General features: G+C 69.8%; 24 protein-coding genes, 1 other RNA gene, 1 pseudogene and 1 riboswitch. Of the genes and pseudogenes, 21 read left to right on the top strand and 5 right to left on the bottom strand.

The features are described 5' to 3' along the window. Window positions 1–7: 7 nt before the first annotated feature. From gspD to EGK76_RS12345, 5 genes are all read left to right on the top strand, one after another. Entirely contained in the window at window positions 8–2,284 is a 2,277-nt protein-coding gene (gspD, locus tag EGK76_RS12365; protein ID WP_233580294.1) for a type II secretion system secretin GspD, read from the top strand. A gap of 29 nt (window positions 2,285–2,313) precedes the next feature. Next, window positions 2,314–3,288 (top strand): glycosyltransferase, encoded by a 975-nt coding sequence (locus EGK76_RS12360; RefSeq protein WP_233580293.1) that lies wholly within the window; start codon window positions 2,314–2,316, stop codon window positions 3,286–3,288. Window positions 3,289–3,321: 33 nt separating this feature from the next. After that, window positions 3,322–4,254 carry a glycosyltransferase family 2 protein gene (locus EGK76_RS12355; RefSeq protein ID WP_123832809.1) on the top strand — a complete coding sequence of 311 codons (933 nt, stop codon included), beginning with the start codon at window positions 3,322–3,324 and terminating at the stop codon, window positions 4,252–4,254. 3 nt (window positions 4,255–4,257) lie between these two features. Then, window positions 4,258–5,445: a nicotinate phosphoribosyltransferase gene (gene pncB, locus EGK76_RS12350; RefSeq protein WP_123832808.1), complete on the top strand. Its 1,188-nt coding sequence runs from the start codon at window positions 4,258–4,260 to the stop codon at window positions 5,443–5,445. Between the two features lie 359 nt (window positions 5,446–5,804). After that, window positions 5,805–7,229, top strand: a complete 1,425-nt coding sequence (locus tag EGK76_RS12345) for a hypothetical protein (protein WP_199730907.1) — start codon at window positions 5,805–5,807, stop codon at window positions 7,227–7,229. A 167-nt stretch (window positions 7,230–7,396) separates the two neighbouring features. On the opposite strand, the gene pyrF is transcribed toward EGK76_RS12345, so the two are convergent. From pyrF to ettA, 3 genes are all read right to left on the bottom strand, one after another. Further along, window positions 7,397–8,227 (bottom strand): orotidine-5'-phosphate decarboxylase, encoded by an 831-nt coding sequence (pyrF, locus tag EGK76_RS12340; RefSeq protein WP_123832807.1) that lies wholly within the window; start codon window positions 8,225–8,227, stop codon window positions 7,397–7,399. 10 nt (window positions 8,228–8,237) lie between these two features. Beyond that, on the bottom strand, window positions 8,238–8,975 hold the full coding sequence (gene map, locus EGK76_RS12335) for a type I methionyl aminopeptidase (RefSeq protein WP_096297231.1): 738 nt from the start codon (window positions 8,973–8,975) through the stop codon (window positions 8,238–8,240). Window positions 8,976–9,054: 79 nt separating this feature from the next. Further along, complete coding sequence (gene ettA / locus EGK76_RS12330) at window positions 9,055–10,716, bottom strand: energy-dependent translational throttle protein EttA (protein WP_096297232.1); 1,662 nt, start codon at window positions 10,714–10,716, stop codon at window positions 9,055–9,057. A gap of 161 nt (window positions 10,717–10,877) precedes the next feature. On the opposite strand from ettA, the gene glyA reads away from it, so the two are divergent. The 8 genes from glyA (at window position 10,878) to thiL (ending at window position 18,206) form a co-directional block, all read left to right on the top strand. After that, a complete protein-coding gene (gene glyA / locus EGK76_RS12325) occupies window positions 10,878–12,146 on the top strand; it encodes a serine hydroxymethyltransferase (protein WP_096297233.1) in 1,269 nt (422 codons plus the stop codon). Between the two features lie 35 nt (window positions 12,147–12,181). Beyond that, a complete protein-coding gene (gene nrdR / locus EGK76_RS12320; protein WP_096297234.1) occupies window positions 12,182–12,706 on the top strand; it encodes a transcriptional regulator NrdR in 525 nt (174 codons plus the stop codon). A 230-nt stretch (window positions 12,707–12,936) separates the two neighbouring features. Then, window positions 12,937–14,031, top strand: coding sequence for a bifunctional diaminohydroxyphosphoribosylaminopyrimidine deaminase/5-amino-6-(5-phosphoribosylamino)uracil reductase RibD (gene ribD / locus EGK76_RS12315; RefSeq protein ID WP_096297235.1), 1,095 nt, complete (start codon window positions 12,937–12,939; stop codon window positions 14,029–14,031). A gap of 272 nt (window positions 14,032–14,303) precedes the next feature. After that, window positions 14,304–14,452, top strand: a riboswitch (FMN riboswitch). Between the two features lie 94 nt (window positions 14,453–14,546). Then, entirely contained in the window at window positions 14,547–15,164 is a 618-nt protein-coding gene (locus tag EGK76_RS12310; protein ID WP_096297236.1) for a riboflavin synthase, read from the top strand. After that, window positions 15,161–16,261, top strand: coding sequence for a 3,4-dihydroxy-2-butanone-4-phosphate synthase (ribB, locus tag EGK76_RS12305; protein WP_096297237.1), 1,101 nt, complete (start codon window positions 15,161–15,163; stop codon window positions 16,259–16,261). Before EGK76_RS12310 ends, ribB begins: the two co-directional genes overlap by 4 nt. Before the next feature lie 41 nt (window positions 16,262–16,302). Next, on the top strand, window positions 16,303–16,770 hold the full coding sequence (ribH, locus tag EGK76_RS12300) for a 6,7-dimethyl-8-ribityllumazine synthase (RefSeq protein WP_096297238.1): 468 nt from the start codon (window positions 16,303–16,305) through the stop codon (window positions 16,768–16,770). Further along, the gene (gene nusB, locus EGK76_RS12295) at window positions 16,767–17,231 is read left to right on the top strand and encodes a transcription antitermination factor NusB (RefSeq protein ID WP_096297239.1); all 465 of its coding nucleotides are present in this window, start codon (window positions 16,767–16,769) and stop codon (window positions 17,229–17,231) included. The genes ribH and nusB overlap by 4 nt, the downstream gene beginning before the upstream one ends. Window positions 17,232–17,249: 18 nt before the next feature. After that, entirely contained in the window at window positions 17,250–18,206 is a 957-nt protein-coding gene (gene thiL / locus EGK76_RS12290) for a thiamine-phosphate kinase (RefSeq protein ID WP_123832806.1), read from the top strand. Window positions 18,207–18,238: 32 nt separating this feature from the next. On the opposite strand, the gene EGK76_RS12285 is transcribed toward thiL, so the two are convergent. Together EGK76_RS12285 and EGK76_RS12280 are read right to left on the bottom strand one after the other, a co-directional pair. Beyond that, window positions 18,239–18,619, bottom strand: a complete 381-nt coding sequence (locus EGK76_RS12285; RefSeq protein ID WP_123832805.1) for a YraN family protein — start codon at window positions 18,617–18,619, stop codon at window positions 18,239–18,241. Further along, window positions 18,616–19,860: a penicillin-binding protein activator gene (locus tag EGK76_RS12280; protein WP_123832804.1), complete on the bottom strand. Its 1,245-nt coding sequence runs from the start codon at window positions 19,858–19,860 to the stop codon at window positions 18,616–18,618. Before EGK76_RS12280 ends, EGK76_RS12285 begins: the two co-directional genes overlap by 4 nt. A 56-nt stretch (window positions 19,861–19,916) precedes the next feature. On the opposite strand from EGK76_RS12280, the gene rsmI reads away from it, so the two are divergent. The 8 genes and pseudogenes from rsmI (at window position 19,917) to EGK76_RS12240 (ending at window position 25,975) form a co-directional block, all read left to right on the top strand. After that, window positions 19,917–20,783, top strand: a complete 867-nt coding sequence (rsmI, locus tag EGK76_RS12275) for a 16S rRNA (cytidine(1402)-2'-O)-methyltransferase (protein ID WP_123832803.1) — start codon at window positions 19,917–19,919, stop codon at window positions 20,781–20,783. After that, a pseudogene (locus tag EGK76_RS12270) lies at window positions 20,740–20,941 on the top strand (chromate transporter); the annotation flags it as partial. The gene rsmI and the pseudogene EGK76_RS12270, both read left to right, overlap by 44 nt. After that, window positions 20,916–21,140: a hypothetical protein gene (locus EGK76_RS12265; RefSeq protein WP_123832802.1), complete on the top strand. Its 225-nt coding sequence runs from the start codon at window positions 20,916–20,918 to the stop codon at window positions 21,138–21,140. The pseudogene EGK76_RS12270 and the gene EGK76_RS12265, both read left to right, overlap by 26 nt. 41 nt (window positions 21,141–21,181) lie before the next feature. Beyond that, window positions 21,182–21,546, top strand: an RNA gene (gene rnpB / locus EGK76_RS12260) — RNase P RNA component class A. Window positions 21,547–22,408: 862 nt separating this feature from the next. After that, window positions 22,409–22,858 (top strand): division/cell wall cluster transcriptional repressor MraZ, encoded by a 450-nt coding sequence (locus EGK76_RS12255; protein WP_096297244.1) that lies wholly within the window; start codon window positions 22,409–22,411, stop codon window positions 22,856–22,858. Then, window positions 22,846–23,826 carry a 16S rRNA (cytosine(1402)-N(4))-methyltransferase RsmH gene (rsmH, locus tag EGK76_RS12250; protein WP_123832877.1) on the top strand — a complete coding sequence of 327 codons (981 nt, stop codon included), beginning with the start codon at window positions 22,846–22,848 and terminating at the stop codon, window positions 23,824–23,826. The genes EGK76_RS12255 and rsmH overlap by 13 nt, the downstream gene beginning before the upstream one ends. A gap of 2 nt (window positions 23,827–23,828) precedes the next feature. Then, window positions 23,829–24,092, top strand: coding sequence for a cell division protein FtsL (gene ftsL, locus EGK76_RS12245; RefSeq protein WP_096300325.1), 264 nt, complete (start codon window positions 23,829–23,831; stop codon window positions 24,090–24,092). After that, complete coding sequence (locus tag EGK76_RS12240; protein WP_096297245.1) at window positions 24,089–25,975, top strand: penicillin-binding protein 2; 1,887 nt, start codon at window positions 24,089–24,091, stop codon at window positions 25,973–25,975. Before ftsL ends, EGK76_RS12240 begins: the two co-directional genes overlap by 4 nt. Window positions 25,976–25,982 lie beyond the last annotated feature (7 nt).

Below are 25,982 nucleotides of genomic sequence, written 5' to 3'. Positions count from 1 at the left end.
CCTGTCGATGAAGCCTTCCATGACGCCAGCCTTCCATCTCCGTGCCATCGCCATCGGTACCGGCATCGCGCTGCTCGCGGGCTGCGCGAGCGTGCCGACCGCGACGATGCGCCGCGATGCCGACATGCGCCAGGGCGTGGAGGCCGGCGCCGCTGCCGACACCCCATCGACGACCGGCGCGCGCACCCAGCCGCTGCTGGCCGACGAGGAACGTCCGCAGCCGCAGATCCGCCGCGGCAGTGGCACGGTGATCAACCAGCGGGCGGCCTCCGCGGCCGCGCCGACGCTCGGCGCGACCAGCGGGCAGGCGTCGTTCAATTTCGAGGGCGAGTCGGTGCACGCGGTCGCCAAGGCGATCCTCGGCGACATGCTCGGGCAGAACTACGTGATCGCGCCGGAAGTGCAGGGCACGGTGACGCTCGCCACGCCGCAGCCGGTCAGTCCGGCCCAGGCCCTGAGCCTGCTGGAGATGGTGCTGGGCTGGAACAACGCCCGCATGATCTACAGCGACGGCCGCTACAACATCGTCGCCGCCGACACCGCGCTCGCCACCGGCACCGTGGCCCCGCGTACCGGTGGCACCGGCGCGGCGCGTGGTTTCGAGGTGCGCACCGTGCCGCTGCGCTACATCTCGGCGACCGAGATGGAAAAGGTGCTCGAGCCCTATGCGCGGCCGAACGCGATCGTGTCGGCCGACAACGCGCGCAACGTCATCACGGTTTCGGGCAGCCGCTCCGAACTCGACAACTACCTGCGCACGATCGAGATCTTCGATGTCGACTGGCTGTCGGGCATGTCGGTGGGCGTGTTCCCGCTGCAGTCGGGCAAGGCCAGCCAGGTGGTCGCGGATCTGGAGAAGGTGTTCGGCCAGGACAGCGAATCGCCGGTCTCGGGCATGTTCCGCTTCATGCCGCTGGAAGGGGCGAACGCGGTACTGGTGATCACGCCGCAGGCCGATTACCTGGGCGAGATCCAGCAGTGGCTGGAGCGCATCGACAACGCCGGCCAGGAGGCGCGCCTGTTCTCGCTGGAGCTGAAGTACGTGAAGGCGCGCGAACTCGCGCAGCGCCTGGCGGAGGTGTTCGGCGGTGGCCCGGGCAGTGGTGGCGGTGGCGTCCAGGGGGGCGCTTCGGTGATGCCGGGCCTGACCGGCAACACGATGCGCAGCGGCGGGCTCAACACCCAGTACGGCAACCAGTCCGGACTCGACAGCGGCGGCGGACTGGGCAGCAACAACCGCGGCGGGATGCCGGGCGGCGGCCGCGGTGGCCTGGGCGGCGGCGGTGGCGGTGGCGGCGAGATGCAGCTCAACGAGGTCGAAGAAGGCCCGGGTACCGTCACGCTCGAGGTCGAGGGCGACCGCGTCGGCGTTTCGGCCGTCGACGAAACCAACACCCTGCTGGTGCGCGCGACGCCCGCGGCCTGGCGTTCGATCCGCGACGTCGTCGAACGGCTGGACGTGATGCCGGCCCAGGTGCACATCGAGGCCCAGGTGGTCGAGGTGCTGCTCAGCGGCGAGCTCGAGTACGGCGTCAACTGGTACATCGAGCAGGGCATGACCGACAACGGCCTCGGCCCGTTCCTGCCGCCGGCCGCCGGTGGACCGAACCGCTGGAGCACGCTGGGCGCGAGCATCGGCGGCGTGCGCGGCCCGGGCGCCGCCTGGACGCTGGTCAAGAACGACGCCGCGGCGGTGATCCGTGCCCTCGACCAGGTGACCGACGTGCAGATCCTGCAGTCGCCGTCGGTGTTCGTGCGCAACAACGCGATCGCCGAGTTCAACGTCGGCGCGAACATTCCGGTCGCCAGCACCAGCGTCAATCCGATCCTCGGCGACAACCAGTACACGCAGGTGCAGTACCTGGAGACCGGCATCATCCTCAAGGTGCGCCCGCGCGTGACCCGCGACGGCATGGTCTTCCTCGACATCGTGCAGGAAGTGAGTTCGCCACAGCCGCAGAACACCGCCGATTCGCAGGGCAACGTGCGCATCGATACGCGCCGGCTCAAGACCGAGGCGGCGGTACAGGCGGGCGATACGGTGATGCTGGCCGGCCTGATCCGCGACGAGGTGGGGCGCACGTCCGGCGGCCTGCCGGGCCTGAGCCGGATCCCGGTGCTTGGCGGCCTGTTCGGGACGCAGAGCTCGCGTACCGAACGCACCGAGGTCGTGGTGCTGCTGACCCCGACCATCGTGCGCAATCCGCTCGAGGCGCGTCAGCTGACCGACGAGTACGGCCGCCGCTTCCGCGCCCTGCAGCCGCTGCAGCGCGTGCAGGACTGAGGGTTCGCCGGTGCACGGAGGCGCTGCGCATGGCTGAGCTGCCGGTGATCCTGCTGCCGGTCGGGCACGACGACGACGCGCTCGATGCGTGTCTCGCCGCGCTCGATGCCGGCACGCCGGCGGGCACCCGGATCTGGCTCGCCGACGATGCGCGCATCGGCCCGCGCGGCGCGCAGATCGTGCAGCGCTGGCTCGCCAGCACGCCACTGCAGGCCGACTACACCTGCCGCCAGCGCTCGATCGGAGAGGTCGCGCATCTCGACGACGTGCTCCGCGCCTGCGGCGATGCGGACGTCATCGTGCTTGCGCCCGACGCGATGCCCGCGCCGGGCTGGGCGAATGCGCTCGCCCGCTGTTTCGCCGGTGACGCCTCCATCGCCACGGCCACGCCGTGGTGCAATGCCGGCGAAGCCGCTGCCTGGCCGCGGATCGGCGAGATCAATCCCGTGCAGGACGATCCCGCCCGCCTGGCCCGCGCCTGCCAGGCGCTGCCGCCGCTGTATCCGGAACTGCCGGCCGCCGTTGGCCATGCGGTTCTGCTGCGTGGAAATGCGCGGCGCAAGGCCGGCGGGCTGGATGCATCGAGTTACCGCTCCTGGTATGCGGCGTTGATCGACCTGTCGCTGCGCATGGCGGGCCTGGGCTGGCGCAATGCGCTGTGCGAGACCGCGTTCGTCGCGCGCGGCGGCGAGGGCGGCCCGGCCGATGGCGACATGGATGCGCTTGGCGTTCGCTGGCCGTCCTGGCACTCGCGACTGGCGACGTTCCTGATGCAGGACCCGCTGCACGCGACCCGGATCGCCCTGCAGCGCGGATTCGATGCCCTCGAACACGCGCCGGCCCAGCAGCAGTTGTTCCATGAAGAGACGGTGGACCCGGTTCGTCCGCCGACGCCGCTTTCCGCCGCCGAAGCGGAAGGGAGAGAGGCCGGCGGCGCGGATGACGGGTTCAAGCCGGCCCACGCCACGGCCAGCCCGGACTCCGCCTCGCTGCCGGCAGCATGAGCGAACCCCGCGTAGCGGGAGCCCGGACCGGCGATGGAACGCACGGGGACCCACGACGCCCCCGGTGTGGCGGACAATGTCCCTCCCGCCGCAGCCCCCGCCGACGAAGTGACCGCAGCCGCCGCCTCGCCCGACATCGTCGCCGTCGTCGTTACCCACCAGAGCGCCAGCACGCTGGACGGGTGCTTGGCGCGGCTGCGCGCGGCTGAAGGCGTGGCGCAGATCCGGGTTGTCGACAACGCCTCCAGCGACTCGACGCTCGCCATCGTGCAGCGCCATGCCTCGCTGGATCCGCGCCTGCGCTTCATCGGCAATCCCGACAATCCCGGCTTCGCGGTGGCCTGCAACCTGGGCGCACGCGATGCCGATGCGGCGTGGATCGCATTCGTCAATCCAGATTGCCTGGTCGATGCGGACACGCTCATGCGCCTGCGCAGGCACGCCGCCACGCTCGATGCACCCTGCCTGCTCGGAACCGAGCTGGTGGGCGAGGACGGCGTACGTGATCCCGCCGCGCGCCGCCGCGACCCCGACTTCGCGGCGATGCTGCGCGCGTCTGCCGCGCGCGTCCTGGCAGTGCCGCGCGACCCCGCGCAGGCCCTGCAGCGCGTACCGGCGGTGTCCGGCGCGTTGATGCTGCTGCCGCGCACGCTGTTCGACCGTGTCGGCGGATTCGACACCAGCTACCGCCTGCATGCCGAGGACCTGGACCTGTGCCGGCGCGTTCGCGAAGCGGGCGCGGTGGTGGCGGTCGCCAACGACATCGCGGTCCTGCACGTGCGCGGCGTGTCCAGTCGCGCGCGCCCGGTGTTCGTCGAATGGCACAAGCACCGCGGCCTGTGGCGCTATTTCCGGCGTTTCGAGGCGGACCGTCGGGCCTGGCCGGTGCGCGTCGCCGTGTGGGCGATGATCTGGACACGCTTTCCGCTCGCGGTGTTGCGCCGCGTATCCCAGGCAGGGGTCTGAACGATGGCTACGGTCGCCTCGCTGCTCGATACCGATCTGTACAAATTCACGATGATGCAGGCCGTGCTGCACCAGCATCCGGGCGCGGTCGTGCGGTACCGCTTCAAATGCCGGACGCCCGGTATCGATCTGGCCCGTTACATCGATGAGATCGATGCCGAGATCGATGCGCTGTGCGCGCTGCGGTTCACTGCGGACGAGCTGGCCTACGTCCGCGCGCTGCGCTTCATCAAGCCGGACTTCGCCGACTTTCTCGGCCTGTTCTATCTCGACCGCAAGTACATCGTGTTGCGCCCGTCCCGCGACGTCCCGGGCGAGATCGAGCTCGAGATCACCGGGCCGTGGCTGCACACGATCCTGTTCGAAGTGCCGCTGCTGGCGATCATCAACGAGGTCTGGTTCCGCAACACCACGCAGCCCGATTTCGGCGAAGGCGTGCGGCGCCTGCAGGCGAAGGCCGCGTTGCTGCGCGACGTTCCCGGCTACGAGGAGTGCCGGATCGCCGACTACGGCACGCGTCGGCGCTATTCGCTGCATTGGCATGGGCACATGCTGCCGCTGCTGCGCGATGCACTGGGCGACCAGTTCGTCGGCACCAGCAACGTCCACTTCGCGCGCCTTTACGGGATGACGCCGCACGGCACGATGGCGCACGAATACCTGCAGGCCTTCCAGGCGCTGGGCCCGCGGCTGCGTGATTCGCAGGTTGCGGCGCTGGAGTCGTGGGCGCACGAATATCGCGGGGACCTGGGCATCGCGCTGTCGGATGTCGTCGGCCTGGACGCGTTCCTGCGCGATTTCGACATGTACTTCTGCAAACTCTTCGACGGCGTGCGCCATGACTCGGGCGATCCCTTCGTCTGGGGCGACCGCATGCTCGAGCACTTCGCGCACAACCGCGTCGATCCGGCAAGCAAGATCCTGGTCTTCAGCGACGGCCTCGACATCGACAAGGTGAAGCGTCTGCATGCCTACTTCCGTGGCCGCTGCAAGCTGGCCTTCGGTGTCGGCACGCATCTGACCAACGATCTGGGTCCGACGCCGTTGAACATCGTGATCAAGATGGTCCGCTGCAACGGCCAGCCGGTGGCCAAGCTCAGTGATTCGCCAGGCAAGGGCATGTGCGACGACCCGGCCTATCTTGCGTATCTGCGGCAGGTATTCGGACTGCCGGCCGACGCGGTCGCCTGATCGCGCCGCAGCCTGCGGGCTCACGGGCCGGCTGGTAGCGGCGTCTCGCGCGTGCATGACCACGTCCGGGCAAGCAGTCGCGCATTCGGGCTGCCCACTGGACCGGGTGCACACGCTCAACTACATTTCGGGCATATGCCGTACACGATCGAGAGTATTCCGGCGCAGTTCGCCGACGACCTGCGTACCTTCGTGGCGGCGCCGTAATGCGCACGCGGGCTGTCGGCGTTTACGCCTGGGGCGTTGGCGCGATGCTGGTTCTGGCCGGTGCCGGCGTTGGGGCAGTCGCGTCCGACGCGTCGCCTGTCACGGCGCCCGTTGCATCCGACGCCGTCGTTGTACCTGCGGGCACGCCGCTGATGCCGAGCGTCGAACGCCGGCACCGGGGCCGTTTCAACGGTCGAGCGCTGCGCTACCGTAGCGTCGTCGAGGAATGGCCGCTGCGCGATGCCGGCGGCGCGACGATCGCATCGATCTTCGCTACCAGCTATCTCGCCGATGGTGCCGATATGGCGCGTCCGGTGATCTTCGCGTTCAACGGCGGTCCCGGCTCCGCGTCGCTCTGGTTGCACATGGGCATCCTCGGGCCGAAGCGCCCGGACTACGGCACACAGGCGGGCGATGCGGAGATCCGACCGCCGACCGCGCCGCCGTTCGTGCTGGTCGACAATCGGGAGTCGCCGCTCGACGTGGCCGACGTTGTGCTGATCGATCCGCCGGGCACCGGCTATGCGCGCGTGTTCGGCGAGGCCAATGCGGAACGCGTGTTCGGCGTCCGCGAGGATGCGGATGCGGTTGCGCGTTTCATCGGCGACTGGCTGCGGCGCCATGGCCGGCAAGCCAGCCCGCGCTATCTCATGGGCGAAAGCTACGGCACGGTGCGCGCCGCCGAGCTGGCCCGTCTGCTGGCCGGTGGGCCGACCGGCAGCGGACGCATGGACGGCATCACGCTCAACGGCGTGATGCTGCTGGGCCAGTCGATGGACGGCAGCCGTCCCGCCCCGGAACTCGCCGCGGTGACCGGCCTCCCGAGTTGGGCGGCCACGGCGTGGTACCACCGGGCCGTGCCGCAGGACGCCACGCTCGAGGCGCATGTCGCCCGCGCCCGTACGTTCGCCGAAGGCCCGTATCTGCAGGCGCTGTTCGCGGGTTCTCGACTGCCGGAAGACGACCGCGCTGCCGTGGCTGCCGAACTGGCCGCGCTGACCGGCATCGACGCCGCGCGCTGGCTCGCGCGCGATCTGCGCATGGATGCGCCGACCTTCGGACGCGAGGTGCTGGGCGATGCCGGCCTGCAGGTCGGCGCCTACGACGCACGCTTCACCCTGCCTCTGACTGCGTCAGGCGGCGATCCCGTCGCCGACGATCCGGCGATGGGGCAGTACGTCCCGCTGTACGTCGCCACGCTGCAGACGCATCTGCGCGACACGCTGGGGGTTCACACCGCTCGGGCCTACAACGCGATCGAGTTCCGCCGCATCAATGCCCGTTTCTGGAAGGGCCGACCGCCGCTTCAGGAGAATCACGCATTGTCTCTGGCCATTGCGATGCGTCGAAATCCCGCCCTGCGCGTGCTCGTGGCCACCGGCCATTACGATCTGGTGACCACCGTCGGCGCCGCGGACCAGGCGGTTGCACTGTCGGGCATGGACCCGGCACGCGTCGTCACGCGCACCTACGCATCCGGGCACATGCCCTACATCGGCGTGGGCAGCCGCGCCGCGCTTGCCGCGGACGTGCGCGCATTCGTCACTGCCGGGTCATCGGCTGCCGTCACACCCTGACCGCGAACCGTGGGGCGCTTCGATGAGCGGGGCGCCCGACTGGCCGCACCGGGCCGGTAGTTGCCATCGGCTGCCGGTCGTGTCGGCTGCCTGGACACTCGCGTGCCGACGGTCGGCGGTCGCCGTCGGCTCGCCGCCTCCGCGGTCGGGTGACGGGGCGCGCGCCCTCAGCGATGCCCGTTGATCGCATCCCGCAACGTGCGCGCCTCGCGCGCGGCTGCCTCGGCGTAGTCGTCGCCGTTGGACGCGTAGAGGATCGCGCGCGAGGAGCTGACCATCAGGCCGGTGCCGTCCGTGGTCTTCGCATTCTTCACTACGGCCTCGACATCGCCGCCCTGCGCGCCGACACCCGGCACCAGGAACGGCATGTCGCCGACAATGGCGCGGACTTCGCGCAGCTGCCCGGGCCAGGTCGCGCCGACGACCAGCGACACGTTGCCGTGGCCGTTCCATTCACGCGCGATGGTCTCGGCGACGTGCTGGTAGAGCGGGCGCGTGCTGCCGGCATGGGCGACCGGCAGATCCTGCAGGTCGGCCGCGCCCGGGTTCGACGTGCGGCACAGGACCACCACGCCCTTTTCGCTGCGCTCGAGGAACGGCTGCGCCGAGTCGCGGCCGAGGTAGGGATTCACGGTTACCGCATCGGCCTCGAAGCGTTCGAAGGCCTCGGTGACGTAGCGCTGCGCAGTGCTGCCGATGTCGCCGCGCTTGGCGTCGAGGATCACCGGTACGCCGGGATGCGCGGCGTGCAGATGGGAGATCAGTCGCTGCAGCGCATCCTCGGCGCCGAGCGCCGCGAAGTGCGCGATCTGCGGCTTGAACGCGCAGGCGTATTCGGCGGTCGCATCGGCGATGTCGCGGCAGAACGCGAACACCGCATCGGGATCGTTCGCGAAACGCGCGGGAAACTTCGCCGGTTCGGGATCCAGGCCGACGCAGACGAGCGTGTCGGCGGACTGCCAGCGCGCGCGCAGCGCCTGCATGAAGGTGTGCGTCATGGTGCGTGCCTCAGGTGACGATGATCGGTGCGCCGCGGGTGACGACGACGGTGTGTTCGAACTGCGCGCCATAGCCTCTGCGGCAGGCCAGCGACCAGCCGTCGTCCAGATCTTCGGTGCGCGTGACATGGGTGGCCAGGAACGGCTCGACGGTGATCACCATGCCGTCGTGCAGGCGCCGGGTGTCGCGACGATCGAAGTAGCCGGGAATCGAGCCGGGTGATTCGTGCAGCGCACGACCGACGCCATGGCTCTGCAGGTTGCGGATGATGCGGAAGCCGCGGCGCGCGGCGACGGTCTCGATGGTGCGGCCGACGCCGCTGAGCAGTTCGCCGGCGCGCAGCTGGGCAATGGCTGCGTGGCGCGCTTCGCGCGTCGCATCGAGCAGGCGCTGCTGCGCCGCGCTCGCGGTGCCGACGACGAAGCTGGCGCCGGTATCGGCGAAGAACCCATCGAGTTCGGCAGAGACATCGATATTGACCAGATCGCCATCGCGCAGCGGCGTCGCGTCCGGGATGCCGTGCGCGACCACGCGGTTGACGCTGATGCAGGTCGCGGCCGGAAAACCGTAGGTCAGCACCGGGGCGGATTGAGCGCCGGCCACGCACAGCATGTCCGCGCCGATGCCGTCGAGTTCGCACGGCGTGGTGCCGGCCAGCGCGTGATCGCGCATCGTCGACAGGATGCGCGCCACGAGTGCACCGGCGCGCTTGAGGCCTTCGAGTTCTTCCAGGGTCTGGATGGTCATGTGTGGCTCCCGGTTGTCCGCGCTGCCCTCACCCCAACCCCTCTCCCAGAGGGAGAGGGGCTCGACTCTCTCCGGACGCTTACTTCAGCGCCTTGAACCGCAGACGCTTCGGACCGGCGTCGTCGCCCATGCGGCGGCGCTTGTCTTCTTCGTACTCGCGGTAGTTGCCGGGGAAGAACTCGACGTGGCTGTCGCCTTCGAACGCGAGGATGTGCGTGGCGATGCGGTCGAGGAACCAGCGGTCATGCGAGATCACGAAGGTATTGCCGGGGAATTCCAGCAGCGCGTCCTCGAGCGCACGCAGGGTCTCGATGTCGAGATCGTTCGACGGTTCGTCGAGCAGCAGCACGTTGCCGCCCTGCAGCAGGGTCTTGGCCATGTGCAGGCGACCGCGCTCACCACCCGACAGCGAACCGACCAGCTTCTGCTGGTCCTGGCCCTTGAAGTTGAAGCGGCCGATGTAGGCGCGCGACTGGATCTCGGTGCCGTTGATGTTGAGGATGTCGAGGCCGCCGGAGATTTCCTGGAAGACGTTGTGGTTGCCCTCGAGCGCATCGCGGCTCTGGTCGACATACGACAGCTGCACGGTCGGGCCGACCACGATCTCGCCCGAGTCCGGCTTCTCCTGCCCGGTGATCATCTTGAACAACGTGGATTTACCCGCGCCGTTGGGACCGATGATGCCGACGATCGCGCCCGGCGGGACGATCATCGACAGGTTGTCGATCAGCAGGCGGTCGCCGAACTTCTTGGAGACGTTCTTGAACTCCATCACCGCGTTGCCCAGGCGCTCGCCCGGCGGGATGAACAGTTCGTTGGTCTCGTTGCGCTTCTGGTAATCCACCGACTGCAGTTCTTCCAGGCGGGCCAGACGGGCCTTGCCCTTGGTGCGGCCGCCCTTGGCGTTCTGGCGCGACCATTCCAGCTCCTTCTGGATCGCCTTCTGGCGCGACTTTTCCTGGTTGTCTTCCTGCTTGAGGCGCTCGTCCTTCTGCGTCAGCCACTCGGTGTAGTTGCCCTTCCACGGAATGCCGCGGCCACGGTCGAGTTCGAGGATCCACTCGGCGGCGTTGTCGAGGAAGTAGCGGTCATGGGTGACCGCGACCACGGTGCCGGTGTAGCGGGCGAGGAACTGCTCCAGCCATTCCACCGATTCGGCGTCGAGATGGTTGGTCGGTTCGTCGAGCAGCAGCATGTCCGGCTTCTGCAGCAGCAGGCGGCACAGCGCCACACGGCGCTTCTCGCCACCCGACAGCTTGCCCACGATCGCGTCCCACGGCGGCAGGCGCAGCGCGTCGGCAGCGACTTCCAGCTGGTTTTCAAGCGTGTGTGCGTCGCCGGCGGCGAGGATCGCCTCCAGCCGCTCCTGTTCCTTGGCGAGTGCGTCGAAATCGGCGCCTTCCTCGGCGTAGGCGTCGTAGATCTTGTCGAGCGCGGCCTGGGCCTGCAGCACTTCACCTACGCCTTCCTCGACGGCTTCGCGCACGGTCATCTCGGGATCGAGCTGCGGCTCCTGCGCCAGGTAGCCGACCTTGATGCCCGGCTGCGGGCGCGCCTCGCCTTCGAAATCGGTATCGACGCCGGCCATGATGCGCAGCACCGTCGACTTGCCCGAGCCGTTCAGGCCGAGCAGGCCGATCTTCGCGCCGGGGAAGAACGACAGCGAGATGTCCTTGATGATCTGCCGCTTCGGCGGGACCACCTTGGACACGCGGTTCATGGTGTAGATGTATTGCGACATGGGGGCTCCGGTTGCACCGACCCGCGCCGGGGCCCGGTCGGGCGGCGTCGGGTCTCGAGGGGAATGGGGCGATTATAGCGGGTCGGAGGCGGCCGGGCCGGCGCCGCCGGTGGCCGGGCGCTACAATGGCGGGCCCGCCGACCCCCTCTCCGGAGCCCTCGATGTTCCAGCGCGACGCCCGTCTCGAAAGCTTTGATCCCGACCTCGCCAAGGCCATCGCCGACGAGACCCGCCGCCAGGAGGATCATGTCGAGCTGATCGCCTCGGAGAACTACTGCAGCGCGCTGGTGATGGAGGCGCAGGGCAGCCAGCTGACCAACAAGTACGCCGAGGGCTATCCGGGCAAGCGCTACTACGGTGGCTGCGAATACGTCGACATTGCCGAGCAGCTCGCGATCGACCGCCTCAAGCAGCTCTTCGATGCGGACTACGCCAACGTGCAGCCGCATTCGGGTTCGCAGGCCAACCAGGCCGTCTATTTCGCCCTGCTGCAGCCCGGCGACACCATCCTGGGCATGTCGCTGGCGCATGGCGGCCACCTGACCCACGGCGCCAAGGTCAACGCATCCGGCAAGCTGTTCAACGCGGTGCAGTACGGCGTGAACGATGCCGGCCTGATCGACTACGACGAGGTCGAGCGTCTGGCCGTCGAACACAAGCCGAAGATGGTCGTCGCGGGTTTCTCGGCGTATTCGCAGGTCATCGATTGGGCGCGTTTCCGCAGCATCGCCGACAAGGTGGGCGCGTATCTGTTCGTCGACATGGCGCATGTCGCAGGCCTGGTCGCCGCCGGCGTGTATCCCAACCCCGCGCCGCATGCGCACGTCGTCACCTCGACCACGCACAAGACCCTGCGTGGCCCGCGCGGCGGCGTCATCGTCGCCAGCAGGCAGGGCGCCGGCGAGCAGTTCGACGAGATCGCCAAGAAGCTGCAGTCGATCGTGTTCCCCGGCATCCAGGGCGGCCCGCTGATGCACGTGATCGCGGCCAAGGCGGTCGCGTTCAAGGAAGCGCTGGCGCCGGAGTTCAAGGCCTACCAGCAGCAGGTGGTGAAGAACGCCCAGGCGATGGCGAAGGTCATCATCGAGCGCGGCTACAAGATCGTCTCCGGCGGCACCGAGAACCACCTGATGCTGGTCGACATGATCGGCAAGGACGTCAGCGGCAAGGACGCGGAAGAAGCGCTCGGCCGCGCCCACATCACGGTCAACAAGAACTCCGTGCCCAACGATCCGCGCAAGCCCTTCGTGACCTCGGGCCTGCGCCTGGGCACGCCGGCGGTGACCACGCGCGGTTACACCGAGGCCGATTGCGCCGAACTCGCCCACTGGATCTGCGACGTGCTCGACGCGCCGGCCGACGAGAGCGTCATCGCCGCGGTGCGCGACAAGGTCGCCGCGCAGTGCGCGAAGTACCCGGTCTACGGCTGAGCGCCACGGCGCGCCACCGGCTGACGGACTGACGCATGCATTGCCCTTTCTGCCAGAGCACCGACACGCGCGTGATCGACTCGCGCGTGTCCGAGGACGGCGCGACCATCCGTCGGCGGCGCGAATGCGAGGCCTGCGGGGAGCGTTTCAGCACGCTGGAGACGATCGAGCTCAAGCTGCCGACGATCATCAAGGGCGACGGCCGGCGTGAGCCGTTCGATGCGCGCAAGCTGCGCCTGAGCATGGACCGCGCGCTGCACAAGCGCCCGGTCTCCGAGGAGCAGATCGAAGCGACGGTGCGCGCGGTCGTCCACCAGCTGCGCATGACCGCCGAGCGCGAGGTGTCCTCGCGGCGGGTCGGCGAGTTCGTGATCGCCGAGCTGCGCAAGCTCGACCACGTCGGCTTCGTGCGCTTCGCCTCCGTGTACCGCGCGTTCGAGGACGTGGCCGATTTCCGCGAGGAGCTCGACCGGCTCGAGCGCGAGCTGCCGGGCGATGGTCAGTTGCCGCTGCTCGAGGGCGCCGCCGCGACCCCGGTCAAGGGACCGCGCAAGCGCTGAACGCTCCGCTCGTTGGTGCCTGCCACGCGCGCGGTGAAGGGCTGTCGCATCGGGTCGGGACGGCTTCCCGGTCCGGCAGCGGACCTGGCCCCGCATCACGCCCCGGCCTGACCAGCCCTGGGCGAGGCATGCCCGGGCGCACTTTCGCCGGCACGTGCGCCCGCCATCCCGGATCGGCCCCCTTCCGGGCAGGATGCGAACCGGCGGCCCCATCGATTCGAGGATTGCGCATGACCGACTTCACCGCCGACGACCACCGTTTCATGGCCCGCGCGCTGTATCTGGCCGAGCGGGGGGCCTGGACCACTCGTCCCAACCCGATGGTCGGCTGCGTGCTGGTCGCGGCGGGCGAGCCTGTCGGCGAAGGCTTCCACGTGCACAAGGGCGGCCCCCACGCCGAGGTGGTCGCATTGCAGGCGGCCGGTGAACGTGCGCGGGGCGCGACCGCTTACGTGACGCTCGAGCCCTGCGCGCATACCGGAAGCACCGGGCCCTGCGCGGACGCGCTGATCGCGGCGGGTGTCTCGCGCGTGGTCGCGGCGATGCGCGATCCGTTTCCGCAGGTCGACGGGGCCGGGTTCGACCGGCTGCGGGCGGCCGGCGTCGAGGTGGCGTCCGGCCTGATGGAGCCGCAGGCGCGCGCGCTCAACCGTGGCTTTCTTTCGCGCATCGAGCGCGGACGGCCCTGGCTGCGGGTCAAGCTCGGCTGCAGCCTCGATGGCCGCACCGCGATGGCCAATGGCGATTCGAAATGGATCACCGGCGCGGCCTCGCGCCGGGACGTGATGCGCTGGCGCGCCCGCGCCGGCGCGCTGCTGACCGGCAGCGGCACGGTGCTGGCCGACGACCCCCGGCTCACCGTGCGCCTCGAGCCGGAGGCGCCGTTCGCCCCGCCGCTGCGCGTCGTGCTGGACGCGGGCCTGGCGACGATCGCGCGCGGCAATGTGCGCGATGGCGCCGCGCCGACGCTCTATGTGCATGCCCGCGATGCCAAGCCGCCGCAGGGCTTCGCGGCGCCTCGCCTCGCCGTCGCGCGCGGGGCCGACGGCCAGCTCGATCTGCAGGCGGTCCTCGCAGCGCTGGCCGAGGGCGGCATCAACGAGGTCCAGGTCGAGGCGGGCGCGACGCTGTCGGGCGCGTTCCTGCGCGCCGGACTCGTCGACGAACTCCTGCTCTACATCGCCCCGGTCTTGCTGGGCGAACGCGGCCGGCCGATGTTCGACGGCCTCGGCATCGAATCGATGGCGCAGCGGCTGCATCTGGAGACTGTCGACACGCGCCGGATCGGTGACGACTTCAGGATCCTGCTCCGTCCCGCTGTCTGAATGATGTGCCGCAGTCGGCGGTGGGCACGCGACCAGTGCGCCGGAATCGAGTTTCGATGGCCAGGCAGCCAAGGGTTTCGACCGGCGGCGGGCCCCGGCTGTAAGGCGCTTGCCGGCTCCCGCCTCCTGCTCGCTTTCCCGGGGCCGGGATCGAGCTTCACGTACGCCGGGCTTGCGGCTCCGCTGTCCCTGCAATGAAGCATCCCGCCGGGCGCGGGAGGCAGCGCGAGCGGCGCTGCTAGAATGCGCGGGCCGGCGTGCCGGCATCAATCGAATGTCTTCGGGGCGGGGTGGAAGTCCCCACCGGCGGTAGGCGCGGCGACGCGCGAGCCCGCGAGCGCCGCCGGCAGCTGCCGGCGGGTCAGCAGATCCGGTCGAAATCCGGAGCCGACGGTCAGAGTCCGGATGCGAGAAGACGACCTCATGCGTGGCCGAACGGCCGCGCACGCTGTCGCGTCCCGGACCGTTCCCTTCTCGCTTGACCGCGCGGGTGCCGCGCGGACGGAGGCAGCGACATGTTCACCGGACTGATCGAGGGCGTCGGACGCCTGGTTTCCATCGAATCGCGTGGCGGCGACGCGCGGCTGCGCATCGCGGTCGGCACATTGCCCTTCGAGGGCGTGGCGATGGGCGAGAGCATCGCGGTCAATGGCGTGTGCCTGACCGTGGTCGACTTCGACGACGCGCATTTCGAGGCCGATGCCTCGACCGAAACGTTGTCGCTGACCACGCTGGGCGCACTCGTTCCGGGCCGCGCGCTGAACCTGGAGCGCGCGATGCGCCCGACCGATCGCCTCGGCGGCCATCTGGTCAGCGGTCATGTCGATGGCGTCGGCCGCGTGGCCTCGATCCACGACGATGCCCGCGCGCAGCGCTGGCGCTTCGAAGTGCCGGCCGCGCTGCTGAAGTACATCGCCCAGAAGGGCTCGATCTGCGTCGATGGCGTCAGCCTGACGGTCAATGCCGTGGACGCCACGGGCCTGGAGGTCGCGCTGGTGCCGCACACCGTTGCCCACACGGCGTTCGCAAGCACGGCCGTCGGCGACGGGGTGAACCTGGAAGTGGACCTGGTCGCCCGTTACGTGGAGCGGCTGCTCGCCAGTGGCGTGGTGCCGGCGGGAGCGCAGGCATGAACTTCGCCCCGGTCCCCGAACTGCTGGAAGAGATCCGCCAGGGCCGCATGGTGGTCATCGTCGACGACGAGGACCGCGAGAACGAAGGCGACCTGATCATGGCCGCCGAGCTGGTCAAGCCGTCGGACATCAATTTCATGGTCACCCACGGCCGCGGCCTGGTCTGCCTGCCGGTCACGCCGAGCCGCGCTGCGCAGCTCGGACTGGCGCCGATGGTCCGCGCGAACACCGCGCAGTTCCAGACGAACTTCACCGTCAGCATCGAGGCCGCCGAGGGCGTGACCACCGGCATCTCGGCGCACGACCGCGCGCATACGATCCGCACCGCGGTGAAGGCCAATGCCAGGCCCGAGGATCTGCACCAGCCCGGCCACATCTTCCCGCTGGTCGCCCAGCCCGGTGGCGTGCTGACCCGCGCCGGGCATACCGAAGCCGGCGTGGACCTGGCGATGCTCGCGGGCCTGGAGCCGGCCGGGGTGCTGGTCGAGATCCTCAATCCCGACGGCAGCATGGCCCGTCGCCCGGAGCTGGAAGCCTTCGCCCGCGAGCACGGCCTGAAGATGGGCTCGATCGCCGACCTCATCGCCTACCGTCTCGCCACCGAGCACACCGTCGAGCGCATCGACGAGCGCGAGATCGACACCGAGTTCGGCCCCTTCAGGCTCGTGACCTACCGCGACCGCATCGCCCATGACCTGCATTTCGCGCTGGTCCGCGGCACGCCGGACGCGCAGACACCGACGCTGGTCCGCGTCCAGGTGGAGAATCCGCTGGCCGATCTGCTGCACTGGCGCCGCGACGATTTCGGCATCGCCGGCAGCGATGCGCTGCGGGCGATCGCCGCCGAAGGCCGCGGCGTGATGGTGGTGCTGTCGGCGCCGCGCGATTCCGAGGCCCTGCTGGCGAAGCTGCGCAAGGAAGCGGTGGTGCGGCCCCCGGGCAAGGACAAGGATGTCGGCCAGTGGCGGCGGAACGGCGCCGGCGCGCAGATTCTCGCCGACCTCGGCCTCGGCCGGCTGCGCGTGCTGGGCACGCCGCGCAAGCAGGTGGGCCTTGCCGGCTACGGGCTCGAGGTCGTGGAATACGTCGGGGCATGACGCGCGGTAAACTGGACGGCCCTGCGCAAGACCCCATGCCCATGAGCCACATCGAAGGCGACCTGCGCGCCCCGGCCGGCGCGCGCTACGCGATCGTCGCCAGCCGCTGGAACCCGAAGATCACCGATGCCCTGGTGGCCGGCGCGCGCGCCGCGTTCGCCGACCATGGCGTCGCCGAGGACGCGGTCGACGTGATCCGCGTGCCGGGCGCCTGGGAGATTCCGGTCGTCTGCGCGCGCCTGGCCGGCGCGGGCCGATATACCGCGCTGCTGGCCCTGGGCTGCGTGGTGCGTGGTGACACGCGCCACTACGAACAGGTCGCCGACGGCTGCAGCGAGGCGCTGATGCGCGTCGCGCTCGACAGCGGCGTGCCGGTCGCCAACGGCGTGCTGGCGGTGGAGACCCACGGCGACGCGGAGAAGCGCGCCGGCGGCGTCCACGGCAACAAGGGCGAGGAGGCGGCGCTGGTCGCCATCGAAATGAGCAACCTGCTGGACAAGATCGGATGAACCAGACCCGCAAGCCCCATGGCGTCGACCCCGTGCTGCGTTCGCGTGCACGCCGCCGCGCGCTGCAGGCCATCTACGCGATGCAGATGTCGGGCACCGAACCGCGCGAGATCGTCGCCCAGTTCGCGCACGAACAGGCCAAGGAAGTCGCCGATCTGGCGTACTTCGAGGATCTGGTGCACGGCGTGGGCGCGCGCTACCGCGAACTCGACGCAGCGCTTGCGCCGTTCCTCGACCGCGGCATCGACGAGGTCGATCCGATCGAGCGCGCGATGCTGCGCATTGCCGCCTACGAGTTGCAGCACCGCATCGACGTGCCCTACCGGGTGGTGATCGACGAGGCGCTCAAGACCGTCAAGCGCTTCGGCTCCGAACACGGCCATACCTACGTCAATGGCGTGCTCGACAAGGCCGCCGCGGCCTGGCGTGCGCCGGAAGTGGGGGCGCTGCGCGGGCGTTGAGCCCCCGGCGCGCCGACGATGGCCGGCGAATTCGATCTGATCGAGCGTATCCGCGCCCGCACCGTCGCGCGCGGTGACGTGGTGCTCGGCATCGGCGACGACGCCGCGCTGCTGCAACCGCCCGCCGGCCAGCAGCTCGTCGTCGCGATGGACACGCTCAACGCCGGCGTGCATTTCCCCGATGACACCGCGCCTGCGGACATCGGCTGGAAGGCGCTCGCGGTGAACCTGTCCGATCTGGCCGCGATGGGCGCCGCGCCCGCCTGGTGCACCCTGTCGTTGTCATTGCCTGCGTCCGATCCGGCTTGGCTCGACGGCTTCCTCGACGGCTTCGATGCGCTCGCGCGCCTGCATGATGTCGCGCTGGTCGGCGGCGACACCACGCGCGGGCCGCTCTCGGTCTGCGTCACCGCGTTCGGGCTCGTGGCGCCGGGCATGGCGCTGCGCCGCGATGGCGCGCGGATCGGCGACGACGTGTGGGTCAGTGGCACGCCCGGCGACGCGGCGGCCGCGCTGGCGCAATGGTCGGCGGGCGCCCCGCGCGATCCCGCGCTGCGTTCGCGCCTCGACCGGCCGAGCCCGCGGCTTGCGCTCGGCCTGCAATTGGCCGGCCTCGCCAGTGCCGCGATCGACATCTCCGATGGCCTGCTGGCCGACCTCGCCCATCTGTGCCGTGGCAGCGGCGTGGGCGCCACGATCGACCTCGATGCGTTGCCGGTGTCGGCCGCCCTTCGGGCTGCCGCGCCCGATCGCGACACGCGCCGCGCACTGCAGGCCACCGGCGGCGACGACTACGAGCTGTGCTTCACCGCATCGCCCGACCGCCGCGGGGCCGTTCTCGAGGCGGGCGATGGGGCAGGGGTGGAGGTCACCAGGATCGGCCGCATCGGCTCAGGGGCGGAAGTCATAGCAGTCGGCGCCGACGGCGCGCCCTGGACGTCGCCGCGCGCTGGCTGGGATCACTTTTCCGGCTGAGTGCCCGGCGCCGATGGCACCCGCCGCGGCCTTCAGTCATCCGCGCGGAACGCATCCTCGATCCAGCGCAGCGTGGGCGACGCCGCGTCGCCGCTCGCTTCGACCACGTCGAAACGGCACGGCAGTTCGCGCAGCCCGGGCTGGCGCATCAGGAACTGCTGGGCGGCCAGCACCAGCCGGCGGCGCTTGCCGGCATCGACCGAGGCCGCGCCCCCGCCGAAGGCGGCCGTGCGGCGGTGGCGGACCTCGACGAACACGACCGTCCGCGCACCGGCGCGCGTATCCAGCATCACGATGTCCAGCTCGCCGCCGCGGAATCCGACATTCGCAGCGAGTGGCCGCAGGCCGGCAGCCTGCAGATGCGCGGCCGCGGCCCGCTCGACGGCGGCACCATCGCGCCGCCGCTCGTTCAACCGCCGGCGTCCGCCTGCGGCACCACATGTCCGTTGCGCCAGCTCGACCACGCGGGCTGGCGCATCACGTTGCCGTCGGGGGCAATGCGCAGCATCCCGGTCGCGCCACCGACCGTGGCATCAGGCGCAAGCGCCAGGTGCTCGAGATAGCCGGCCAGCAGCCAGGCATCGAAGCCGAATGCGAACAGACGGGCGGCGGGACCGCGCGCGGTCGGCAGGTCGCTGGCGACCGAGGCCTGCGGAGGCAAGGAACGTGCGCCGCTGCCGATGGACCAGCTTTCGGTCGGGAACACGATGCCGTCGAGGATCTGGTCCTCCTCGGCCTTGCCGGTGCCATGCGTCAGCAGCGAGCTGCCCACGCGCGGGCGCGTCGCCAGCCCGGCGACCGACATCTGCGGGGCGAGCACGCGGGCCTGGTTGCCGCGGATGGCCAGGTAGACCGCATCCACGCCGACTTCGCCGGCCAGTGCGTTCTGCAGCGCGGCAGTCTGGTCGACCGGAGCGTCGCCGATGATTGCGAGCGTGGCCACGACGCTGCCGCCGTTCTGGGCCAGCCGCGCGGTCAGCGCATCGACACTGCGACGGGCCGCGTCCTCGCCATTGCTCAGCACCAGCACATTGCGGGCATTGCGCTTGAGCAAGTACTGCGCGGCGGCGTCGCCCTCGTCTTCGGGGGCAAGCGAAAATGCCGCGGCATTGTCGGGAGCCTCGGCCGAGCCGCGGTTGAGGGCAACCACCGGCACCGAGATCGGACCGCGGAACAGCGCGTCCACCTCGTCGCGCCCAAGCGGGCCGAGCACCTGGTCGGCGCCCTCGGCGATCGCCCGTGCATAGGCGGCAGTGGCGCCGGCAGCGGTGCCCGAGGTGTCGTAGAAGGCGAGTTCGGGCCGGGCGCGGCGCTCGCCGTAATAGCCGGCCAGCAGGCCGTCGCGCACCGGCGCGGCGGCAGTGGCCAGCGGGCCGCTCATCGGCAGCAGCACTGCGAGCTTGCGCGGAGGGCGGTAGCCGTCGCGATCGGCGGGCGCGCGCGTATCGTCGAAATGCCAGCGCGTCGGCGCGCTGGTCGTTGTCGTCGAAGGCTCCATCGGGACGGGCGCAGGGCCCGAGGTCCGCACGGTGGCGCAACCGGCAAGCACGGCCGCCAGGGCAGCGCCGGTGAGCAGGCGCAGGGCGCGGGGCCGGGCATCGCGGAGGCGCGTGGCGTGGGTGCGGGCGTTCGAAGGCTGGACCGTTGCTGCCATGTCGCGGTTCCGCTGCAGGATAATGGCCGCATTCTAGCGTTCCCGGCGTGCAGACGATGACCGATTCCTCCCGCGCCCCCGGCGTCCTCCACGTGGTGGCCACGCCGATCGGCAACCTCGGCGATCTGTCGCCGCGGGCGCAGGACGTGCTGCGCAGCGTCGACGCGATCTGTGCCGAGGACACTCGGCATACCCGTCAGTTGCTGGGTCATTTCGGCATCGATCGCCCGCTGCTGGCGCTGCACGAGCACAACGAGGACGGGCTCGCGGCGCGCCTGGTCGAGCGTCTGCGCGCTGGCGACTCGCTGGCCCTGGTCAGCGATGCCGGCACGCCGCTGGTCAGCGATCCGGGCTTCCGTCTGGTCCGCGCCGCGCGCGCGGCCGGGCTGCGGGTGTCGCCGGTGCCGGGGCCGAGCGCGCTGATCGCCGCGCTCAGTGTCGCCGGCCTGCCCAGTGATCGCTTCGTCTTCGAAGGGTTCCTGCCGGCCAAGACCGGCGCGCGGCGCGAGCGCCTGCAGACGCTGGCCGCCGAGCCGCGGACCCTGCTGTTCTACGAGTCCTCGCACCGGATCGAGGAGATGCTCTCCGATGCGGTGCAGGCGTTCGGGGGCGAGCGTCCGGCGGTGGTCGCCCGCGAGCTCACCAAGCTGTTCGAGACCGTACTCGACGGTCCGCTCGAGACGCTCGCGGCGCGGGTCGCCGCCGATGCCGACCAGCGCCGGGGCGAGTTCGTGGTGCTGGTCGAAGGGGCAGGCGAGGACGCCGATGCGCGCCTGGCGGAAGGACGGCGGGTGTATGCGCTGCTGAGCAGGGAGATGAAACCCTCGTTGGCGGCGAAGCTCGCCGCCGACATCACCGGTGCGCCGCGCAAGGCGCTGTATGGCATGGGCGGCGGCGCCGACTCCGAGGCCACCGACGGCTGAGGCGGCTGTCCCGACGCATTTTCGGCGTCTTCTTGCGGCTCGGCCTCACGGCCTTCGGCGGCCCGGTCGCGCATCTGGCGTATTTCCACGCCGAGCTCGCAGTGCGGCGGCGCTGGCTGCGGGAAACCGAGTATGCCGAGCTCGTCGCGCTGTGCCAGCTGCGCCGGCGAGCAGCCGGTGGGCTTGGCGATCGCCTTCGCCAGGCAGGCTGATCCGCTGTGGCGCAGCGCGGTCGAGGACTGGCACGACGTCGTGCTGGTCGTGGCGGGTTTGTTCATCCTGGCCGGGCTGCGCATGCCGCCGTGGCTGCTGGTGCCGCTGATGTCGCTGGCCGGTCGGGCCCTGTCGGCTGGCTAGACCGGCGTGGAGCGCTGGAGCATGCGACAATCCGCGCCGGCGGAGTCGGCCAGACAGTCGCGTCATCACGGGAGCTTCGGCACCCGGCGATGCCGAGGAAAGTCCGGGCTCCACAGGGCAAGGTGCCAGGTAACGCCTGGGCGGCGCGAGCCGACGGAAAGTGCAACAGAAAGATACCGCCCAAGACTGCTTCGGCAGGACGGCAAGGGTGAAATGGTGCGGTAAGAGCGCACCGCGAGCCTGGTAACAGGCCGGCACGGCAAACCCCACCTGGAGCAAGACCAAATAGGGACCTCATGACGTTGCCCGCGTCGGGTCCGGGTAGGTTGCTCGAGCGTACCGGTGACGGTGCGCCTAGAGGAATGACTGTCCACGACAGAACCCGGCTTATCGGCCGGCTCCGCCACCTTCTTCAGATCGCGGGCCTGCCTTTGACCGCAAGGGTGGGGACCGCCGCCCAACGTTCCAAGGCGGGGCGCTGGAATCCCCGCTGCTCGACAGGCGTGGCGGGTCTTGTCATCCATGCCATGAGAACCAGCCGTGTCCACCCTCGCGCTGGTTTGTCGAGCTCCCGGGAAGCCCGGAGCGGTGGGGACCTCTCTTCCAGGGCGACTGAAGTTCCTCTCCAGGCGCCTCGGACCATCCGGGTTGAGTTGGACGCGGGTGGACGGCCGGCTCGGGATCCTCAGGCTGAGCCTTCGTGGATATCCATGTCGCCCACCCGGACACAGGGCCGGTCCGTCAGCGGTCTTCTGTCCGGCTGCGGCGCTGCAAAGGCAGGCGCCGCGCATCCCGGTCCCGGGTCGGGTGGCTCTGCGAAGTGCGGAAATGCATTCACGTCTGGAGACGCCCGAGCGAGCGGGCGGTCGGTGTCACCCGGGTGGAGCCTCCAGAGAGCTGGCGCGGAAGTGGACCGGAGATCGTTACGCGCTCTCGTTCGCGCACATCCCCTCCCGCGAACGCCTTCGGCAGCGGGCTTTACCGCATCGCAGCATTGGATTTCGTGAAGCCTGCGTGAGGGTTCCGTTCATTGCGAAATCGGCCTGATTCTCAAAATTTGAGATGAAACAATCGCTTGTGGATAAAGCTTGAACAATTCTCTGAAGAGTGCTGCAAGTCATTGACCGGACAGGTGAAAAGGCCCACACGAAGCTGTTGACAACCCAAATGCCCAGTCCTAAGGTGGCGACTCGTGGGGAAACCGGGTTTTTTGTGGTTTTCCATCACACAAGCCTGCTTCAGACGGGCGCCAACGGGCAGAGACGGACGTGTTGCAGGGCGAGACCGCCATCACTATCGATGACAAGGGCCGGATGGCGATTCCAACCGCCTACCGGGACTTTGTCGCGCGTGAGTGTGGCAACCGGCTCGTCCTGACCTACAACCCTTTCGACGCAGGCGGCCTGTACCTCTATCCGTACAAGGCCTGGGAAGTGCTGCGTGACCAGGTCAACGCCCTGCCGCGCACGCTGGCGCGCAACCGCATCCTGCAGCTGAAACTGGTCGGCGCCGCCACCGTGCTCGAGCCCGATGGCAACGGCCGCATCGGCATTCCGCCCAGCCAGCGCAACACGGTCGGCATCGACCGGCGCGCGGTCCTGGTGGGAATGGGCGACAAGTTCGAGTTGTGGAGCGAGCAGGCGCATCAGGCGCAGATCCGCCAGACCCTCACCGACGAGGACATGGCCGGAGACGATCTCGAAGGATTGCCGTTGTGACCGCGGGTGGTACGGATGCCACGTCCGGCCACCTCCCGGTCTTGTACGCGCAGGTCCTCGATGGTCTGCAGGTGCGCCCGGACGGCCGCTACCTCGACGGCACCTTCGGTCGCGGCGGACATGCCGCCGGCGTGCTGGCGCAACTGGGCGAGGCCGGCCGGCTGCTGGTGATGGACAAGGATCCCGAGGCCATCGCGGTCGCACAGGCTCGCTTCGGCAACGATGCGCGCGTGTCGATCCGTCGCGGCAGCTTCGCCGACCTGGCGGCCTGGAGCGCGGTCGCCGAAGCGCCGCTCGACGGCGCGCTGTTCGACCTGGGTGTGTCCTCGCCGCAGCTCAACGTCGCCGAGCGCGGTTTCAGTTTCGGCAAGGACGGCCCGCTCGACATGCGCATGGACCCGGAGGCCGACGAAAGCGCCGCGGAGTGGATCGCGCGCGCGGCCGAGGCGGACATCGCCGACGTGCTGTGGACCTATGGCGAGGAGCGCATGAGCCGCCGCATCGCCCGCGCGATCGTCGCGCGCCGCGTCGAGGCCCCGTTCCTGCGCACCGCCGATCTCGCCGCGGTGATCGCCGCCAACGTGCCGCGCGGCAGGCCCAAGCCCGGGCAGAAGGAAACCCACCCGGCAACGCGTTCGTTCCAGGCGATCCGCATCCACATCAACCGCGAGCTGGCGGATCTGGAAACCGGCCTGAGCGCGGCGATGGATGCACTGCGCCCCGGTGGTCGCCTGGCGGTCATCAGCTTCCATTCGCTCGAAGACCGTATCGTCAAGCGCTTCATCGCCGGCCACGCAAAAGCGCCGGCCGGCAACCGTCGGCTGCCGGAAGCGGCGCCGTTCGTGCCGCGCCTGCGCATCGTCAGCGATGCCACCAAGGCCGACGAGACGGAGCTGCGCGCCAATCCGCGCGCCCGCAGCGCCGTGCTGCGCGTGGCCGAAAAGCTCGATGCGGAGGGCGCCGCATGAAGCTGCGCCATCTGCTCGTCGCCGTGCTGCTGGCCGCCAACGTGATCACCGCGATCGGCGTGGTCCACGCGCGCCACGACTATCGCCAGCTCTATATCGATCTGACCCGGCTCGAGCGCGCGCGCGACGAGCTCAACATCGATTTCGGGCGGCTGCAGCTGGAACAGGCCACCTGGGCGATGAGCAACCGCGTCGACCAGGTGGCACGTGAGCGCCTGGGCATGCGGTTCCCGGAAACGGCGGAAATCGTCGTGGTGCGGCCATGAAGTTCGGCCGGCTCACGAGGTTCGTCAAGGCGGGCGACGGCCATGCCAAGAAGCCGCGCAAGCGTGCGCAGTTCGATCTGCGCCTGCGGCTGATGCTGGTCGGCGGGGCGCTGGGTCTGGGCGCGGTCGCGCTGGTCGGCCGGGCGGTGGACCTGCAGCTGATCGACAACGCGTTCTACCAGCAGAAGGCCGACGCGCGCTTCCGCCGCGAAGTGCCGATCCCGGCCTCGCGCGGCATGATCACCGACCGCAACGGCGAGCCGCTGGCGATCTCCTCGCCGGTCGAATCGCTGTGGGTCAACCCGCAGGAGCTGAGCAAGCATCCCGACCGCTTGCCGGAGCTGGCCAAGGTCACCGGCCTGCCGCTCGAGGAACTCGCACGCGCGGTCTCGCAACGCGCGGACAAGGAATTCATGTACATCCCGCGCCATCGCCGGATCAGTCCGGTGGCGGCCAAGCGCGTGCTCGACCTGGGTATTCCCGGCGTGTTCTCGCAGCGCGAATACCGCCGCTTCTACCCGCAGGGCGAAGCCGTCTCGCACGTGCTCGGCTTCACCAACATCGACGACCGCGGCCAGGAAGGCGTGGAGCTGGCGTTCGACGAATGGCTGGCCGGCAAGCCCGGCGCGCAGAACGTGATCCGCGACCGCCACGGCCGCATCGTCGAGCACGTGAGCCTGGTGCGCGCCGCCGAGCCGGGCAAGGACCTGGTGCTCAGCATCGACCGACGCATCCAGTTCCTCGCCCACCGCGAGCTGCGCCGTGCGCTCGAGGAAACCGGCGCCAGCGCCGGGTCGATCGTCGTGCTCGACGTGGCGACCGGCGAAGTGCTGGCGATGGCCAACCTGCCGACCTACAACAACAATCGCGTCACCGGCGAGAACCGCGACGCGCACCGCAACCGCGCGGTGACGGATCTGCTCGAGCCCGGCTCGACGATGAAGCCGATCACCGTGGCGGCCGCGCTGGAGAAAGGCGTCATCACCCCGAGCACCACGTTCAACACCAACCCCGGCTGGATTCCGAACGGCCGCTTCAAGACCAGCGACTTTCGCAACTACGGGGTGCTCGACACCACCGGCATCATCACCAAGAGCTCGAACGTCGGCTCGTCGATGATCGTGCGCAAGCTCGACGATCGCTATTTCTACGAATTCGTGCGCGGTTTCGGTTACGGCCGCAGCACCGGCAGCGGCTTTCCCGGCGAAGCGGCGGGTCTGTTCCCCGATCCATCGCGCTGGAGCGGCACGAGCAAGCAGGGCATGTCCTACGGCTACGGGCTGTCGGTGACGCCGATGCAGATCGCGCACGCCTACGCCACGCTCGGCAACCACGGCCGTGCGCTGCCGCCGACCTTCGTCAAGGGCGGCGCCGGCGAAGCGCGTCAGGTGGTGTCGCCCGGCGTGGCCGACGAAGTGGTGCGGATGATGCAGACCGTCACCGAACCGGGCGGAACGGGCACGCGCGCGGCGATCCTCGGCTACCACGTGGCCGGCAAGTCCGGTACCGCGCGCAAGGCCAGCGGTGGCAGTTACGCGCGTCGGTATCTCGCCTTCTTCGCCGGGCTGGTGCCGGTGGAGAATCCGCGCTTCGCGATGGCCGTGGTCATCGACGATCCCGACACCTCCAAGGGCGGGTCCACCTACGGCGGCGGCTATGTGTCGGCCCCGGTGTTCCAGCGGGTCATGGACGGCGCGCTGCGCCTGATGGACGTGCCGCCCGACGACATCGACACCTGGCTGGCCGCGCAGGCCGCCAACGATGCCAAGCGTGCGCGCGAGCAGGGCAGGTCGGCGAAGCCGGCGCCTGCAGCCGCGCCAGCCGTCCCGGTACCGGTCGCTGCATCGTCGGCGCCAGTCGCCGTCGCGGGAGTCCAGCGATGATCCGCGC

The organism is Luteimonas sp. 100069 (assembly GCF_003813845.1).
Classification (GTDB): domain Bacteria; phylum Pseudomonadota; class Gammaproteobacteria; order Xanthomonadales; family Xanthomonadaceae; genus Luteimonas; species Luteimonas chenhongjianii.
Note: the sequence above shows the minus strand (reverse complement) of the source record. Positions and strands in the feature narration are given on the sequence as shown.